Origin of the sequence: Modestobacter muralis, from assembly GCF_010682105.1 — a bacterium.
In the GTDB taxonomy this organism is placed as follows: domain Bacteria; phylum Actinomycetota; class Actinomycetes; order Mycobacteriales; family Geodermatophilaceae; genus Modestobacter; species Modestobacter muralis.
This window is the reverse complement of record NZ_JAAGWH010000064.1, coordinates 37,738-53,792: the sequence shown is the minus strand read 5'-3', so window position 1 is coordinate 53,792 and position 16,055 is coordinate 37,738. Positions and strand designations below refer to the sequence as shown.

Genomic DNA, 16,055 nt, shown 5'->3' with positions numbered 1-16,055 from the left:
CGGACCGATGCCGTCGTCGTCGAGCTCGGCACCAACGACTGGGAGGCGGTGCCGGCGGCCCGGTTCGCGGCGTCGTACCGCGACCGGCTGGCCGGGCTGCGGGACCGCTACCCGGAGGCACTGCTGCTCTGCCTCGGGGTCTGGCAGCCCCCCTCCCGGCCGGAGACGGTCGCCTACGACGACGCCATCGGGGCCGGCTGCGAGTCGGTGGGCGGCCGGTTCGTCCAGCTCTCCGACCTGTACGCCGACCCGGCCAACCACCGGTCCGGCCAGGCGGACGCCAACCCTGGGGACGCCGGGTACCGCCTCATCGCCGACCGGGTCATCGCCGTCCTACGGAGTCCATGACCGCACCGACGGGACCAGCAAGCCGGCCGACGACTGCTAGGAACCGCCGCGGAGTGCCGCGGGCGCAGACCAGCGTAGGCGCTGTCATCGGCGTCCTGGAACATCTAGAACATCGACCACAGCACTTGTCCGGCGCCCACGCCGCTCAGCGCCCGGCATCCAGGCGGATGCGGTCCAGCGCCTCGTTCTGCGCATGCGCCATGCCGTACCGCGGCGTGAAGCCGGCGGCCTGCAGCCGGTCGCTGGGGAAGCGCATCCGCCACAGAGGCTTGCGGAACGGCGAGCGCCGGAACCGCAGGAAGTCGTGCAGCCAGTCGGCGGCCCCGGGAACCGGGAGCACCCGGAACCGCGGGTCGCCACTGACCGCGTGCGCCCGCTTCAAGAACTGCGCGTGGGTCGGCTCGGGGACGTCGTCCTCGGCCAGGTTGTAGATCGTCACACCCGGCTCCCCGACTCCGGCCAGTGACCGCTCGACCGACCAGGCCACGGCCTCAGCAACGTCACGGACGTAGACGTGGTGGGCGTGGCGATGAGCGGCCAGCACCCGCTTGCCACGCCCCCAGTCTCGAATGGCGACGAGGTCATCGACATCCACCACCACGGCGGGCCGGAACACCGTGTAGCGCGCGTGCCGAGCCACCTCGCGCAGCGCGAGTTCACCGGCGAGCTTGGTCCGCCCGTACTCGCGAACGTAGTCCAGCGCCCAATACTCGGCGGGCACGTCATGGTCGACCGTCAGCACTGCGGAGTCCTCCGTTGCAGTCCGGTGACGGCCGCTGCCATAGACCGAGACAGTGCTGGTGTAGGTGAAGCTGCGTACACCAGCCCGCTCGACCGCCTCCGCGAGCAGCCGGGTGGCCTCGACGTTCAGCCGTTGCATGCGATCCTGCTGGCCGATCTCAGCCGCCAAGTGGACCACGGCGTCACACCCGGCGACGAGTTCGTCGAGGGCTGACGCGCTCGCCTCGAGGAGGTCGAACTCGACCCACTCGACCTCCGGACGATGATCCTCCGGCGGTTGCCGGGAGGTAGTGGCCCGCACGCGGTAGCCGCGCGCCACCAGATCGCCTAGGACGACTCGGCCGATCCGTCCGGTGCCCCCGGTGAGCAGGACGGTGAGGGTCCGGCCGCGCGGAACCTGGGGAACGGAGGTCCTGACGAGCACGTCCTTGAGGTGGTCGGCCAACCGGATCGCCATCGCAACGATCATGTGCGTCGGGTTGCAGTGTCCAGCGGTTGGGAACACCGAGCTGCCCGCGACGTAAAGCCCCGCGACGCCGTGAACCTGGCAGTTCGCATCGACCACTCCAGTGGCAGGGTCGACGGCCATCCGGGTGGTGCCGGTCGGGTGGGCGACGTCGATGACGGCGGGCGGGAAGTCCGCGCCGTCACGCACCCACTCCTGAAGCGTTGGCGCGGGCAGCCCCAGCCGGGTGATCTCCTGGGCGACTAGCTCTGCCATCCGCCGCATGGTGCGCGGCTCGTCGGGGTGCACCCGCCAATCGATGCGCGGCAACCGAACCCCGAACGCGTCGCGGCGCTCCGACAGCGTCACCCTGCTGTCGGCGTCCGGTCGCTGCTCGACCATGCCGAGCAGCTGCAATGCGCTCAGCTTGCGCGGTACGCCATTGCGCTCGATGAAGTAGTCCCGAGCTCCGCGGGCCAGGAACCCGAGATTTCCGCTCAGCGCGACCGCGTCGTCCGGTAGTCGCGGCTTGCCACCGGCCAACCGGCGCAACGCTGCCCAAGGGTCGTCGTCCGCCAACTCCTCGCCGAGCCAGGCAGCGCAGTTGAGCAGACCCTCGGCCTCCTGCACCGCCGGGCTCAGTCGGTAGCCAGCTCGAAACATGCGGCCCCGGACGTTGTAGCGGCCCAGCCGCTTTTGCAGCTCTCCGGTGCCGGCCAGGTCAAAGGAAGCGAGCAGGCCACGGGGGTGGTCCATGAGGTAGCGGCCCACCCGCCCATGGTCGTTGCCCAGCCCGTCGGGAGTCACAGTGTCCGATGAGAGCAGGATCCGGGCGTTCTCGATGCCGCCAGCGGCGAGGACGACAGTCGCGGCGGTCAGCGTCCGCCGCCGCCCGTCCGGCCCGACGTACTCGACCGACCGCACGGTGCGACCGGAGTCCACCGGGTCGACTCGGACGACCGTCGCGCCAGTCACCACAGTGACATTTGGGCCGACCCGCCGGGCCAAGCTGCGGCCGAAACGCATGTACTCGAAGGGATAGGACTCGTCGCTGTCTCGGCTGAACTGCCAGAAGAAGGACCTCAGCAGCTCGGGATCCGGATCCCGGGCCGGTCGCGGACGGCCGGCCAGTGCCCAGAAGTTGTCGTCCTCGAAGCCGGTGCCCACGACCAAGCCGAGGTGGGACGCCGCTCGGTCCAAGTAGGGGTCGAGCTCTTCTCGGCCGAAGGGCCAGCCGGAGCCGGGTATCCAAGAACGCTCGGCGAAGTCGACGTCATCAAAAGGAGCACAGCGCCCACCCCAGGTGTGGGAGCTACCCCCAAGCACCCGGTTGCGCACCGCCCACTGATCCTCAGCGCGCGGCCGACCCACGTTCTCCACCTCGTTGAGTGCGTCGGCGCGGTCGGTTCGCGCTGAGCCCCCACTCTCGAGAACGGTGACTTGAAGCCCCGAACCGGAAAGTTCCCGGGCGAGCGTCGCTCCCGCCGGACCGGTTCCGACGACGCAGACATCGCATGTGCGGAGAGCGGGGAGGCCGCTGTCACCTACAGCCTCTAGTTCCGCGAGCGGCATGTCACTCCTGGGTGTACGTGCGGTGCCCAAGCCCCGACCGGTGCGGCCAAAGTCCACCAGGACGGTCGACGACAGGACAGATGCAGTGTCTTCATGGGGGCAGAGCCGGGTGCGGCAGGACCAGGTGCGCCTCCGCTCCGGCGCAGCTTTCCTGTGGCGGGGCTGTTCCGCAAGACTTGCGTTCCTCCCGCACTGAGGGCCGCTTACTGGTCGAACCGCCGGACTTGCAGCGCTTGGGCCGAGCGCCACGTCGGCCCAAGCGCCGGCATCGCCGAACGAAAGGCTGGGCCTCCATCACCGTCCACTTCGGGCGAGCGCCGGTGCAAGAGCTGTCACAGCATGTTCCAGTTCCCACGTCGACCAGTGGGCCGTCCTGGCTGATCGACGCCGCGATCAGTACGACCGGCCCGCCCCGGTGGCCGAGCCGACGCCCACCGGACCCGCGGTCGTCCGGCCCGCACAGATCGCGCGCACGCTCCTGCTGGGCGACGGCCTCAGCCTCGGGCAGGGCGCGACCGACCCCGCCGCCGGCTTCGCGGCCCTCGCCGAGGCTGCCGTGCCGCTGCCGTTCGCCTGGGACGTCCAGGCGTCTGCCGGAGGGACCCTCGACGGGGTCCTCGACCAGGCTGACCTGCCCGACCGGACCGATGCCGTCGTCGTCGAGCTCGGCACCAACGACTGGGAGGCGGTGCCGGCGGCCCGGTTCGCGACGTCGTACCGCGACCGGCTGGCCGGGTTGCGGGACCGCTATCCGGAGGCACTGGTGCTCTGTTTGGGAGTCTGGCAGCCGCCGTCCCGGCCGGAGACGGTCGCCTACGACGACGCCGTCCGGGCCGGCTGCGAGTCGGTGGGCGGCCGGTTCGTCCAGCTCTCCGACGTGTACGCCGACCCGGCCAACCACCGGTCCGGCCAGGCGGACGCCAATCCCGGGGACGCCGGGTACCGCATCATCGCCGACCGGGTCATCGCCGTCCTACGGAGTCCATGACCGCACGGGCGGAGTTCCGGGCCGTCGCTGGCCTCCCGGCCTGCAGACGCCTCACGTCGATGACGGAGGGGTGATCAGCCTCGACCACTCCCGTTGAGGCCTCCACGTCCCGTACCGTGCCTCCATCATGAGGCGGGGGGCCTTCAGACGGCCGGATCAGGGTGCGGCTGACGCTGCCGCAGCAGGTGGCGCACCGCGCCTCAACAGTCTCACGGGACTCCGTGCGGTCGCTGCGTTCGGGGTCTTCCTGACCCACGCGAACGAGAACTTCTTCTCCGGCGCCCAGGCGGACCGCGTGGTCGAGGTGCTGTTCAACCCTGGATTCACCGGCGTCTCCTTCTTCTTCGTCCTCAGCGGGTTCGTGCTGACCTGGTCGCACCAGCCCGGGGACACGCCGCGGGCCTTCTACCGGCGTCGGTTCGCCAGGGTCGCCCCCGCGTACTGGGTTGCCCTGCTGGCCGGCATCGTCCTGACCATGGTGGTGCAGGGGGGATGGCGTCCGCTCTGGGTCGCCCTTCCCTCGTTCCTCGGACTCCAGGCCTGGATCCCCCGCGCGGACGTCTACTGGGCGGGCAACGCGGTCGGCTGGACGCTGTCCTGCGAGCTGTTCTTCTACCTCGTCTTCCCTCTGGCGGTCCGCTTCCTGCCCACGCGGAGGACCTTTCAGGCACTCGTCGCCAGCGTTCTCGTCCTCGTGACTGTCGGCCCAGGCCTGGTGTGGTCCGCCGTCGCAGAGCCCCCGGACTACCTGCAGATCTTCCCCGTGCAGCGACTCCCCGAGTTCCTCCTCGGCATGGTCGTCGCGGCGGCCATCAGGTCGGGCTGGCGACCCCCGATCAGCTTCGGCTGGTCGGTTGTCCTCGCCGCGGCGGCGTACGTGACGATGAGCTACCTGGACCACTCTTACCTCGCCGCGGCGGTTCCCTATGGCCTGGTGATCGCCTGCGCCGTGACCCGGGACCTGACCGGACGGGGAACGCTGCTGGGCCGGCGGTGGCCACGCCGCCTGGGGGAGTTGTCCTTCGCCTTCTACCTGGTCCACCAACTCGTCGTCCGAGTGGTGGATCGGATCGCGCCAGAGGTCGGCTCCGGCTGGTGGGTCGCCGTCGGCGCGACGCTGCTGTCGCTGGCGGGGGCGGTCGGGGCGGCGGTCCTGCTCTACTCCCGGGTCGAGGAGCCCCTGGAGCGACGACTTCGTAAAGCGCCTCCGCGACCGGACGTGCGGGATGCGACAGTCCGCCCCTGAGTCGCTGGACTGCCGCGGGGTCGGGACCGTGCCCGGGCCCGGCTTGATGGCGGGGACGTCGACCACCGCCGAACAGGGGGCGGTCGGTCGGGCAGCAGGGAACTGCGCGGGCCCGTCCCGCAGCTCGTGCCCACAGCCGATGGCCTTGGGGCCAGGACCCGGACCAAGACCCGTAGCTCGAGGGCGACGACCGGGAGAAGCCGAGCCGCTGTACTAGACTCCCCAGGTGCTCGTCAGCCTCCTGGATGGTCGGTTCCTGGCCGAGCGATTCGGGAGCGAGCCCGACCGCGTGATCGCCCTGCACGGCTGGGGCCGCACCCGTCAGGACTGGGCCGGCGCGCTCGCCGGGGTCGGTGGCCTCGCCCTCGACCAGCCCGGATTCGGCTCTGCCGCACCTCCGCCGGCGGCCTGGGGCTCCGACGACTACGCCCGCTGGCTGCTCCCGCTGGTCGAGTCCCTCGACCGCCCGGTGCTGGTCGGCCACTCCTTCGGTGGCCGGGTCGCCGCACAGCTGACCGCGATGCGCCCCGAGCTCGTCGGCGGCCTGCTGCTCACCGGCACCCCGCTGCTGCGCGCCGGTGCCGCCCCGAAGGCGCCGCTGGCCTACCGGGTCCTCCGCAGGGCCGGGAAGCTGGGCATCCTGCCCGCCGGTCAGGTCGAGGCCGCCCGCAGGAAGTACGGCTCCGCCGACTACCGCAACGCCGAGGGCGTGCTGCGCGAGGTCCTGGTCCGCACCGTCAACGAGGAGTACAGCACCGTGCTCGACGCACTCGCCCGGTACGACGGCCCCATCGAACTGGTCTGGGGCGCCGGTGACACGGCCGCGCCACTCTCGACCGCCCGGCAGATCGCCGAGCGCACCGGCGGCACGCTGACCGTCGTCGACGACGCCGCCCACCTGCTCCAGCCCTCGCTCGACGCCGCGATCGACCAGCGGCTGCGCGCGCTCCTCGCCACCGGGACCGACGCGTGAGCGCCGCCCTCACCGCCGCCGAGTGGGCGGCCGTCGCCGCCGGCACCGCCGCTGCCGACCTCACCTGGTGGCGCGTCGCCCAGCGCGAGCACTACGAGCCCGGCCGCAACACCGCGATGCTGCGCATGTGGGCCACCCGCACGCCGGTCTCGGCCCTGCCCTACGCCGTCGGCGCCGTCTGCGCTGCGGGCGCCTTCCGCTACCCGGTGCTGGGCATCCCGGCCGCCCTGGCCGCCGCCGCGGCGCCCGTCGGGCTGGTGTTCCGCAAGCCGTTCCCCCGCCCGGCCTTCACCCAGCGGCTGCGCCGGCTGGCCGGCGGCACCGTGGCCGTGCAACTCGCCGCGGCCGTCGCCTTCCGCTCCCCCGCCGTCAGCGCCGCGCTCGTGCTGTTCACCGCGCCGGTCACCGACGGCGTCCTGGCCGCACTCAAGCCGCTCGAGGCCAAGCTCGGCTCGAAGTTCGTCACCAGCGCCCGCGCCCGGCTGGCCCAGGTCTCCCCCGACGTCGTCGCCATCACCGGCTCGTACGGCAAGACCTCCACCAAGGCCTACGTCGAGGCGCTGCTGGCACCGGAGAAGAGCGTCTTCGCCAGCCCCGCCAGCTTCAACAACATGATGGGCCTGTCCCGCAGCATCAACGACGGGCTGTCCGGGTCCACCGAGGTGTTCGTCGCCGAGATGGGCACCTACGGCCCCGGTGAGATCCGCCGGCTGACCGAGACCTTCCCGCCCCGCATCGCCGCGATCACCACCATCGGCGAGGCGCACCTGGAGCGGATGGGCTCCCGCGCGGCCATCGTCACCGCCAAGCTCGAGATCACCGAGCGCGCGGAGATCGTCGTCCTCAACACCGACGTCCCCGAGCTCGCCGAGGCCGCCGACCGGCTGCAGTCGTCCAAGACCGTCGTCCGGGTCTCCACCCGGCCCGACACCGTTGCCGACGTGCGCGTCGTGCCCGACGGCGATGCGTGGGTGCTGACCGACGAGGGCCGCGGGACGACGCGGATCGCGCAGCCGCCAGGTGGTGGCCACCCGGTCAACCTGGCCATCGCCACCGGCATCGCCCGGGTGCTCGGCGTCTCCTGGGCCAGCATCGAGGCCACCGTGGGCCGCAAGCTCCCCGGCGTCGCGCACCGCGCCGAGGCCTCGGTCAACGAGGCCGGCATCCACGTCATCGACGACACGTACAACGCCAACCCCGACGGCGCCGCCCAGGCGCTCGCGCTGGCCCGCCAGCTCGGCGAGGGCCACCGGGTCTGGGTCGTGACGCCGGGCATGGTCGAGCTGGGCTCCTCCCAGGACCAGCGCAACCGCGAGTTCGCCGAGCAGGTCATGGCCACCCCGGGCGCCACGCTGGTGGTCGTCGGCGGCACCAACCGCCGTCCGCTGGTCGCCGGGTCGGTGCCCGACCGCACGGTGCTGGTCCCCAGCCGGCAGGCGGCGATGGCCCACATATCCGGCAAGGCCGAGCCGGGGGACGTCGTACTGTTCGAGAACGACCTGCCTGATCACTACCCGTGACCGGTAGCGCCCCCGACAGCTGGTCAGCCACGCCCCCCAGGCAGCAGGAGGAACGATGAAGCAGGTCGCCGTCGCATTCGGTGGTCCCTCGGCCGAGCACGACATCAGCATCCTGACCGGCCTGCAGGCCGCGCGGCTGCTGAACCAGAGCGGGCTCGACGTCCTCGCCGTCTACTGGGACCGCGGGGGCAACTGGCACACCGTCCCGGTCGACAGCGAGGCGCGCGACTTCATCGACGGCCCCCCCGCCCGGGCGACCCAGGTGGAGCCGGTGCTCGGCCGCAGCGGCGGCTGGCGCCCGGTCAAGGGCCTGCGCCCCAAGACCTACCGCCCCGAGGCCGTGCTCAGCTGCTTCCACGGCGGCTACGCCGAGGCCGGTGGCGCCCGCGCGCTCTTCGACTGGATGGGCCTGCCCTCCACCGGCGGCTCGCTGTTCGCCGGCGCCCTGTCGGTCGACAAGCTCGCCTTCGGCTCGGTCATCGCCCAGGCCGGCCTGCCGACCCTCCCCCGGCTGATCGTCGGCGACGGCCACGCCGACCCCGACTTCGACGGGCCGTACATCGTCAAGCCGCGTTTCGGTGGCTCCAGCATCGGCATCGAGGTCGTGCAGGACCTCGCCGCCGCCAAGGGGCTGGCCAAGCAGAACGTGCACCTGGCCGACGGCGCCGTCCTCGAGCCCTACCGGCCCGACCTCTACGACCTCAACGTCGCGGTGATCACCCACCCGACGTTCCGGGCGTCGCTGATCGAGAAGCCGATCCGCCCCGGCTCGGACTCGATCTACAGCTACTCGGACAAGTACCTGCACACCTCCGGGCTCAGCCAGGCGCCCCGTGAGATGCCCGCCCCGATCTCCGAGGAGCTCGCCGCCCGGATCCGCTCGCTCGCCGAGCAGGTCGCCGGTCTGGTCGGGCTGGGCAGCCTCGCCCGGCTGGACTTCCTCAGCGACGGCACCGAGGTGTTCGTCAACGAGGTCAACAACATCCCCGGCGCCATGTCGCTGTACCTGTGGCCCGAGGACTCCCCCGCCGCGCTGCTCACCAACGCCCTCGAGCAGGCCGTGCGCAGCCGCAGCTCCAACGAGGCCCCGACCGTGTTCGCCCGCGGTGAGGCGCTGCGCGCCGCCGGCGGCATCGCCGGCAAGCTGGCCAACCTGGGTGGCCCCACCCGCTGAGCCCGCACGCCACGGAGCCCCGCCCCTCGGTCCGAGGTGCGGGGCTCCCTGCGTCATGGCGTCCAGGTGAGGATTCGGTAACGGCGCTCAACCCGGCCGCTCGGGACGCCGACAAGACCGTATGCCGTTCGCCGCCCACCCCCTCCTCGCCGCAGACCAGCGAGCCGACGCCGCCACGCACGACGCGATCACTCTGCTCCCCAGCCGGGTCACGCTGCTCGACCGGATCGCCGAGCGCGCCCGCACCGTCACCGAGGCACCGGCCACCCTGCTGCTGATCGGGCTGCTGCGCCGCGACACCGCCTGGCCGATGGCCGGCAGCCAGCTCGACCAGGTGGCCGCGGCCCTGTCGGCGGACCTGCGCGGCACGGACTGGCTGGCCCGCTCCGGCCCCACCGAGTTCGCCGTCCTGCTCGACGGTGTCGCCCACGACGCGGAGACCGCCGCCACCCGCCTCGTCACCACCATCGCCGACGCCGGCGTCGAGGGCGTGACCGCCTGCGTCGGCATCGCCGGGCTGTCCCGCGACGCCTCGCCGGGCGAGGTCCACCGCCGCGCCACCCTCTGCCTCACCGCCGCCCGCAGCATCGGCGCCGGCCGCGTCATCCGCTACAGCGGCGGGCGCCCCTGACCCGAGCCGGTCAGCGGGTGCCGCACCCCAGACCTGCCCCGTGTCGCCGTGTCCCGGCGGCACGGGGCAGCTCCACGTGCGGCCGCGACCCCCTCCCAGGGGGACACGGTGTCCTGCCCGGCAGGGCAGGCCCTCGCTGACCCAGAGCCCCCGCTGGTCCGACCGGCTCCGGGCTCTCCTGAGCCCGTGCCGCTACGACGTCGCCGACCTCCGGGCCACGGCGGACTTGAGCACGGAGACCAGCACCTCGCTGAACGACCCGCCCTCGGCCTGCACGCTGAACGGGAACAGCGACGTGGCCGTCATCCCGGGGATCGCCGAGACCTCCAGCACCACGAACTCGCCGTCCGGTGCGACCAGGAAGTCCACCCGGGACAGGTCGCGCATGCCCAGCGCCGCGTGGGCGGTCTCCGCGGCCGTGCGCAGCGCCGCCAGCGTCTCCTCGGGCAGCTCGGCCGGGGTGTTGACCTGCACCCGCGCCGGGTCGTACCGGGCCACGAAGTCGAAGCGGTCCTTGCGGTCGTACTCCAGGCCCACCGGCACGCCGGCGCGCGGCTCCCCGTCGACGTCCAGCACGGCCACGCTGACGTCCATGCCCTCGGTGAAGCTCTCGATCAGCACCGTCTCGCCGTAGGCGAAGGCCTGCATGAGCGCGTCGACCAGCGCGTCGACGCTCTCCACGCCGTTGACCCCCAGCACGCTGCCGCCACGGTTGGGCTTGACCACCAGCGGCCAGCTCATGTCCTCGACCAGGAAGCGCACGACCTCGCTGCTGCCCAGCTCCTTGAACGACGAGCTGGTCAGCGCCACCCACGGCGGCGAGGACAACCCCGCCCGCTCGGTGAGGGTGCGGCCCACCGTCTTGTCCCAGGCCAGCCGGCACGACTTGGACGACGACCCGGTGAACGGCACCCCGGCCATCTCCAGCACCGTCTGCAGCGTGCCGTCCTCGCCGATGTCGCCGTGGATCGTCGGGATCACCGCGGTGTAGCCGCCGGTGCGCAGCGAGGCCAGCAACGACTGGTCGGCGTCCACCACCTGCGCGTCGACGCCCACCGACTGGAGCTCACGCTGGATCCGCTCCCCGGACAACAGCGACACCGCGCGCTCGTGGGAGAGCCCTCCGGCGACGATCGCGACCGGTCCGTGCAGGTCTGGGTGCGGGCTGACGGCCATGCCCGCACGCTAGCAACTGCAGCAGCCCCCGCCCGGCCGGACGGCCCCGGCCCGGCCCACCGGGCGGCGCGCCGCCCGACCGCCGTCCCGGGGCGTGTCGCTCGCGGTCCGGGGCGGGACGTCGACGGGCCCCGTCCGGCCGGTGGCTGGACGGGGCCCGTGGGGGCGTGCGGTCGCGGTCAGGAGCTGAAGGCGCCGACGTCGACGAGGCCCGCGGTCACGGTCATCCCGGCGACGCCGGTGACGGTGAGCTTGAGGCTGGACGTCGTCCGGGCGGGGAACGTCACGGTGATCGACTTCCCGGGCGCGGGGTAGGCCGGCACCGCGACCGTCGACCCGTCGGAGAAGGCCAACTGCGCGCTGGTCACGTTCATCTGCCACGAGGTCCGGTTGGTGATCACCAGCCGGCCGACGGTGACCGGCTTCGTCCACGTCCACCGGGACCAGGAGCCGACGCCGGACATCTTGCCGAGCCCCATCGTGCCCGTCGCGCTGTCGGTCAGGTCGACCGTGCTGACCGGGGAGGTCGTGGTCGGCGCGGCCGTGGTCGGCGCCGCCGGGGTCGGGGCGGCCGTCGTCGGAGCCGCCGGGGTCGGGGCGGCCGTCGTCGGGGCCGCCGGAGTCGGGGCGGCCGTCGTCGGAGCCGCCGGAGTCGGGGCAGCCGTGGTCGGCGCCGCCGGAGCCGGGGCGGTCGTCGTCGGGGCGGTCGTCGTCGGAGCCGCCGGCGTGGTGGGCGTCGCCGGCGCGGTCGTGGTGGGAACCGGGGTCGTGGTGGGCGCGGCCGTCGCCGGGGTCTCGACAGCCGGGGTCTCGGTCTCCGGTGCGGCGACCGAGGACTGCGACCACGCCTCGAGCTCGGCCAGGCCCACGTTGGACGTCGTCGCGCTGACCCCGGTGACCGTGAAGGTCAGGCTGCTGGTCGTGCGGACCGGGAAGTTGACCACCACGGCACCGCCGTCGTCGATCAGCTGCGGCACCGGCACGACCGACCCGTCGGAGAAGGTCAGGGTGGCGGAGGTGACCTGGTCGGAGGTGTTGGGGCGGTCGTGCAGCACGACCCGGCCCAGGGTGACCGGCGCGGCCCAGGTCAGGGTCAGCGTCGAGCCGACGCCACCACCCTGGGTCGCCCACTCCGCGGTGTGGTCACCGGGGTAGCCGTCGGCGATGCCGTCGACGGCCTTGGCCGCGGTCTGGTCGTCGTTCCAGTTCTGCGAGGACGCCGTCACGCTCGCGGTCAGCGCGTGGTCGACGTCGGCGGCGGGGGCCGGCGGTGCGACGACCGGTCCGGAGCCCGGGCTCCAGGCCTGCATCTCGGCCAGGCCCACGTTGTGGGTCGAGGCGCTGACCGAGGTCACGGTGAAGGTGACGCCGGTGACCGAGCGGGCGGGGAAGGGGACGACGACCGCACCGCCGGCGTCGTCCAGCGCGGGCACGGTGACCGTGGAGCCGTCGGAGAACGTCAGCGTGCCGCCGGTGACCCGGTCGCTGGTGTTCGGCCGGTCGTGGAGCACGACCCGGTCGATCTGCACCGGCTCCATCCAGCCCAGGGTGATCCAGCTGCCGGCGCCACCGCCGGCGGTCGACCACTCGGCCGAGGAGTCCACCGGGTAGCCGCTGATCACGCCGTCGACGGCGTTGCTGCCGCCCATGCCGTTCTTCACGTCCTGGGAGGAGGTGGACACCATCGCCGCGCTCGCCAGGTTGCCGGTCTGCGTGCCGTCGGTGGTGCGCAGCTCACCGGCCAGGTGCTGGCGGGTCAGCCAGGCGCCCTCCGACCGCGCGTTGCAGGCGGTCAGCGACTGGCACATGTTGGAGTCGAAGGGGGCGTACGCCAGCACGGCCCGCTGCTTGGCGGTGAGCGCGGCCCCGGAGACGTTGGCCGCCAGCGAGGCACCCGGGTAGCCGGCGTAGGAGCTGATCGGCACCGTCGGCGCGTAGGCGCGCTGGGCCTGGAGGGTCGCCCGGGCCACGCTGATGTGGTCGCTGTGGTCGCCGTCGCCGTAGTCGCCGAAGAAGTCCAGCGTGCGGATCGCGCTCGCGTTGCTGGCGGTGACCAGCTTCCCGATCACCTGCACCAGGTCGGCCCACGTGTAGCTCTGCACCGGGCCGTCGACCGTCCTGAGCGTGCTGATCGTGCCGGTGAGCAGCTCCTGCAGGCTGGTGCCGCCCGAGGCGGTGGTGCCGCTGCCGTCGAGGTTGCCGTCGGGCAGGCGCAGGAAGACCAGGCTGATCCGGGAGGCGCGGGTCAGCGTCGAGACGGTGACCGTCTTGCCGTTCCAGCTCTGCGTGGCCGTCGACCAGGTGTTGGCCACCCCGGCCATGGTCGCGTAGGCCGCGCGCACGCCGGCCTCCCGGCTGCGGGCGTAGGTGGCGCCCAGCCCGGCGTCCGCGGAGGTCACGTACATCGTGGTCACGCAGGAGCCGGCGGTGATGCTGCCCTGGACGGCGGGGTTCTGGAAGAACAGGTCGTCGTCGGGGTGGGCCACGACCTGCACCGAGCACCCGGTGGCGGCGGCGGACGCCGCGGGGGCGGTGACGCCCGCACCGACGAGCAGCGCCACCAGGCCGAGGACGACGGTGGCGAGGGCGCGGTGCACGGTGCCGCGCACTCGCGGTCCGGCGTCGGCAGGCAGGTGCTGGGTTCCACTGGTGCTGCGCATCGTCACTCGTCTCTTCGGCGTCGGGCCACCTCCGGCCCTCACACATGGTGACGAGAACGCCGGTCCGGGCACCAGGATGGGCACCCGAACGGTGACGGAGGATCACCCGGTCGTGGCGGGAGCCCGCGGTGGACGCCGTCCGTGACGCTGGGTTGTCAGCGGGCGGTGCGCCCGCGCCACCACGACACGGCGGCGAAGCGGGGGCAGGAGCACAGCGCGCAGTCGTTGCCCCGGCGGTGGTGCTCGTGCGCGGTCCGGGAGTGACCGCATCGACAGGCCCGCTCGGCACCGAACACCGGCCCATCCTCGCGCACCCCGGTCTGCCTGCGGTGCGATCACCCCCGCGCGGCCTACGGTGAGCCGTGCCGTGGCCCTCCTCCCACCGTGGCCGGCGGGCGCCGGCGTCGGTGGTGGGGCTGCTGGTGGTGCTCACCGCGTGCACGCCCGGCGCGGCGGCTCCCATCGCCGCACCCTCGTCCGCCGTTCCCCCCGCCACCACGACGACGGCGCCCGACCCGGCCGCGCCGGTCACCGACCTGCCCGGCTGGACCCTCCAGCTGCACGAGGACTTCACCACCGACGCGGCCCTCGGCGACTTCGACAGCGTCTACCCCGGGTGGGCCGCGTACGACGGCTACCGCGACACCTCGCGGGTCAACGGGCGCCCCCTGGAGAGCCAGGGGCGTTACGCCAGCGACACCACCACCACCGTGCACGACGGCACCGCCGACATGGAGGTGCACACCGAGGGGGTCACCCCGCAGGTCATGGCGCTGACCCCGGGTCCCGCCCAGGTCGGACAGCTCTACGGCCGGTACTCGATCCGGGTCCGGTCCGACCGCGCTGCAGACTTCAAGTTCGCCTTCCTGCTCTGGCCGGTGAGCGAGCAGTGGGCGCAGGGCGAGCTGGACTTCCCGGAGGCGACCCTCGGCGACGACGTCTACGGCTACGCCCACGACGTCACCGGGGACCCCTCGCGCAACGCGTGGTCGGTCCGGACCGGGTCGGACATGAGCAGTTGGCACACCGCGACCATCGAGTGGGAGCCCGGCCGGGTCACCTACGTCCTGGACGACCTGTCCTGGACGACCACCGACCCGGCGGCCGTGCCCACCCACCCCATGCGCCCGGTGGTGCAGGTCGAGACCCAGGTGACCGCCCAGCCGCCCGACCCCGCGGTGCGGGCGCACGTGCTGGTCGACTGGATCGCGGTCTGGTCCCGGGACTGACCCGGCCTCAGACCGCGGCGCGCCCGGCGGCCCGGCGGCTGCGCACCCAGGCGGCCGGCCCGAGGAGCTTGGCGCGCTGCTCCACCGCGCCCAGGTCCGCGGGCGGCGGCGGCCCGAGCACGGTGCTCGGGGTGGGGTCCGGCGTCCCGGCCGGGCGACCGTGGAGCCGGCCGGCGCCTTGGACGGCCACCTGCGCGGCGAGCCCCAGCAGGTGCCGCGGGTCACGGGCGACCAGGGCGGTGAGCATCGCGGTGTAGCCGAGCCCGTAGCCGTGCAGCTGGGCGCGCAGCCCGGCCTCGTCGGCGCGGTGTGCGTGGAAGACCACCGCGGTCGGCTCGTAGCCGATCGCCCCGCCGGCCCACAGGTGGGCGATGAACAGTGCGAGGTCCTCCCCGCCCCGGGCCGGCGTCCCGGCACCCAGCGCCGGGTCGAACCCGCCGAGCCGCCGCAGCGTCGCCGTCCGGACGGCGAAGTTCGCGCCGGCGCCGCAGCGGCCGGCGCCGTAGACGGCCATCGCGCCGCTCCGCGCGCCGGTGGCGTCCTCGATCGCGACGGTGCTGCGCCGCAGCGGGGACGCCGACCGGCGGCCCCGGTAGGTCAGCGGGGCGAACTGGCGGGTGCCGCCGAAGCCCCCGTAGTGCCGCTCGAACCACAGCTGCGCGTCGGTCTCCAGGTCCCCGGGCAGGATCAGCCCGGTCACCAGCTCCACGTCCGGCTGCCGCGCGAACCGGGTCGCGAGCGCACGCAGCCAGTCCGGGTCGACCTGGACGTCGTCGTCGGTGAAGGCCACGACCTCGCCCCGGGCGGCCGCGACGCCGGCGTTGCGGGCCGCCGAGATGCCCGGCACCGGCTCGCGGACCACGCGCACCCCGGGCAGCCCGGCGGCCGCCGCGGCCACCACGCCCTCCCGCTCGGCGCCCTGGGAGTTGTCCACCACGAGCACCTCGAGGCCGGGGCCCTGCAGGGCGGCGAGCGCGGCGAGGCACTCGCGCAGCTGGTCGGGCCGGCGGGCGTCGGTGGGCACCACCACGCTGATCGAGGGCAGCACGTCGTCCGGCAGCACGGCCACCGGTCGCGGAGCCGCCGCGCGGGCCACCGGGTCGACGGCCCGGCGCAGCTCGTCGGCGGGCAGCACGTCCCGGCCGGCGAGGTCCACCTCGACCAGCGCCACCGGCGCGCCCGCCACCCGGACGACCAGCCACACGCCCGACCAGCGGGTCCCGTCGGGACGGCGGACGTCCAGGGCGGGGAGGTCCGGGCCGGCGTCCACGACGACCACCTGGACACCGTGCGGGGGCAGGGAGGAGTCGCTCACCCGCGCACCCAACCACGACCGGAGGCCCCGGGCGGGC

Annotated in this window: 12 protein-coding genes; 8 read left to right on the top strand and 4 right to left on the bottom strand. The window is 73.4% G+C overall.

Annotated elements, in window-relative coordinates:
• Positions 1 to 348: SGNH/GDSL hydrolase family protein (locus GCU67_RS20135; RefSeq protein ID WP_163613153.1), on the top strand; the 348-nt coding region annotated here is incomplete at its 5' end.
• A 145-nt stretch (positions 349 to 493) separates the two neighbouring features.
• Here GCU67_RS20135 and GCU67_RS20130 read toward each other — a convergent pair.
• Positions 494 to 3,106: a GMC family oxidoreductase gene (locus GCU67_RS20130; protein WP_163613152.1), complete on the bottom strand. Its 2,613-nt coding sequence runs from the start codon at positions 3,104 to 3,106 to the stop codon at positions 494 to 496.
• A gap of 415 nt (positions 3,107 to 3,521) precedes the next feature.
• Here GCU67_RS20130 and GCU67_RS20125 point away from each other — a divergent pair, with 415 nt between their 5' ends.
• From GCU67_RS20125 to GCU67_RS20100, 6 genes are all read left to right on the top strand, one after another.
• Entirely contained in the window at positions 3,522 to 4,094 is a 573-nt protein-coding gene (locus tag GCU67_RS20125; RefSeq protein WP_163613151.1) for a GDSL-type esterase/lipase family protein, read from the top strand.
• A gap of 127 nt (positions 4,095 to 4,221) precedes the next feature.
• The gene (locus tag GCU67_RS20120) at positions 4,222 to 5,340 is read left to right on the top strand and encodes an acyltransferase family protein (RefSeq protein WP_163613150.1); all 1,119 of its coding nucleotides are present in this window, start codon (positions 4,222 to 4,224) and stop codon (positions 5,338 to 5,340) included.
• Between the two features lie 226 nt (positions 5,341 to 5,566).
• A complete protein-coding gene (locus GCU67_RS20115; protein ID WP_163613149.1) occupies positions 5,567 to 6,313 on the top strand; it encodes an alpha/beta fold hydrolase in 747 nt (248 codons plus the stop codon).
• Positions 6,310 to 7,833, top strand: a complete 1,524-nt coding sequence (locus GCU67_RS20110; RefSeq protein ID WP_163613148.1) for a Mur ligase family protein — start codon at positions 6,310 to 6,312, stop codon at positions 7,831 to 7,833. Before GCU67_RS20115 ends, GCU67_RS20110 begins: the two co-directional genes overlap by 4 nt.
• A 55-nt stretch (positions 7,834 to 7,888) precedes the next feature.
• Positions 7,889 to 9,007: a D-alanine--D-alanine ligase family protein gene (locus tag GCU67_RS20105; protein WP_163613147.1), complete on the top strand. Its 1,119-nt coding sequence runs from the start codon at positions 7,889 to 7,891 to the stop codon at positions 9,005 to 9,007.
• A 121-nt stretch (positions 9,008 to 9,128) separates the two neighbouring features.
• Positions 9,129 to 9,638 carry a GGDEF domain-containing protein gene (locus GCU67_RS20100; protein WP_163613146.1) on the top strand — a complete coding sequence of 170 codons (510 nt, stop codon included), beginning with the start codon at positions 9,129 to 9,131 and terminating at the stop codon, positions 9,636 to 9,638.
• A 192-nt stretch (positions 9,639 to 9,830) separates the two neighbouring features.
• On the opposite strand, the gene GCU67_RS20095 is transcribed toward GCU67_RS20100, so the two are convergent.
• Together GCU67_RS20095 and GCU67_RS20090 are read right to left on the bottom strand one after the other, a co-directional pair.
• Positions 9,831 to 10,814, bottom strand: coding sequence for a D-alanine--D-alanine ligase family protein (locus GCU67_RS20095; RefSeq protein ID WP_163613145.1), 984 nt, complete (start codon positions 10,812 to 10,814; stop codon positions 9,831 to 9,833).
• 179 nt (positions 10,815 to 10,993) lie between these two features.
• A complete protein-coding gene (locus GCU67_RS20090; protein WP_163613144.1) occupies positions 10,994 to 13,474 on the bottom strand; it encodes a DUF7402 domain-containing protein in 2,481 nt (826 codons plus the stop codon).
• Positions 13,475 to 13,836: 362 nt separating this feature from the next.
• Between GCU67_RS20090 and GCU67_RS22925 the strand changes: the two genes are divergently transcribed.
• Entirely contained in the window at positions 13,837 to 14,703 is an 867-nt protein-coding gene (locus tag GCU67_RS22925) for a family 16 glycosylhydrolase (protein ID WP_163613143.1), read from the top strand.
• A 7-nt stretch (positions 14,704 to 14,710) separates the two neighbouring features.
• Here the strand turns inward: GCU67_RS22925 and GCU67_RS20080 are convergent, their stop codons facing one another.
• Positions 14,711 to 16,018 carry a glycosyltransferase gene (locus GCU67_RS20080; protein ID WP_163613142.1) on the bottom strand — a complete coding sequence of 436 codons (1,308 nt, stop codon included), beginning with the start codon at positions 16,016 to 16,018 and terminating at the stop codon, positions 14,711 to 14,713.
• Between the last annotated feature and the right edge of the window lie 37 nt (positions 16,019 to 16,055).

Excerpts from the sequence above, each read along its gene's own strand:
- GCU67_RS20105 (WP_163613147.1), top strand. The coding sequence starts at position 7,889 with ATGAAGCAGGTCGCCGTCGCATTCGGTGGTCCCTCGGCCGAGCACGAC.
- GCU67_RS20095 (WP_163613145.1), bottom strand. The coding sequence starts at position 10,814 with ATGGCCGTCAGCCCGCACCCAGACCTGCACGGACCGGTCGCGATCGTC.
- GCU67_RS20130 (WP_163613152.1), bottom strand. The coding sequence starts at position 3,106 with ATGCCGCTCGCGGAACTAGAGGCTGTAGGTGACAGCGGCCTCCCCGCT.
- GCU67_RS20090 (WP_163613144.1), bottom strand. The coding sequence starts at position 13,474 with ATGCGCAGCACCAGTGGAACCCAGCACCTGCCTGCCGACGCCGGACCG.
- GCU67_RS20100 (WP_163613146.1), top strand. The coding sequence starts at position 9,129 with ATGCCGTTCGCCGCCCACCCCCTCCTCGCCGCAGACCAGCGAGCCGAC.
- GCU67_RS20120 (WP_163613150.1), top strand. The coding sequence starts at position 4,222 with ATGAGGCGGGGGGCCTTCAGACGGCCGGATCAGGGTGCGGCTGACGCT.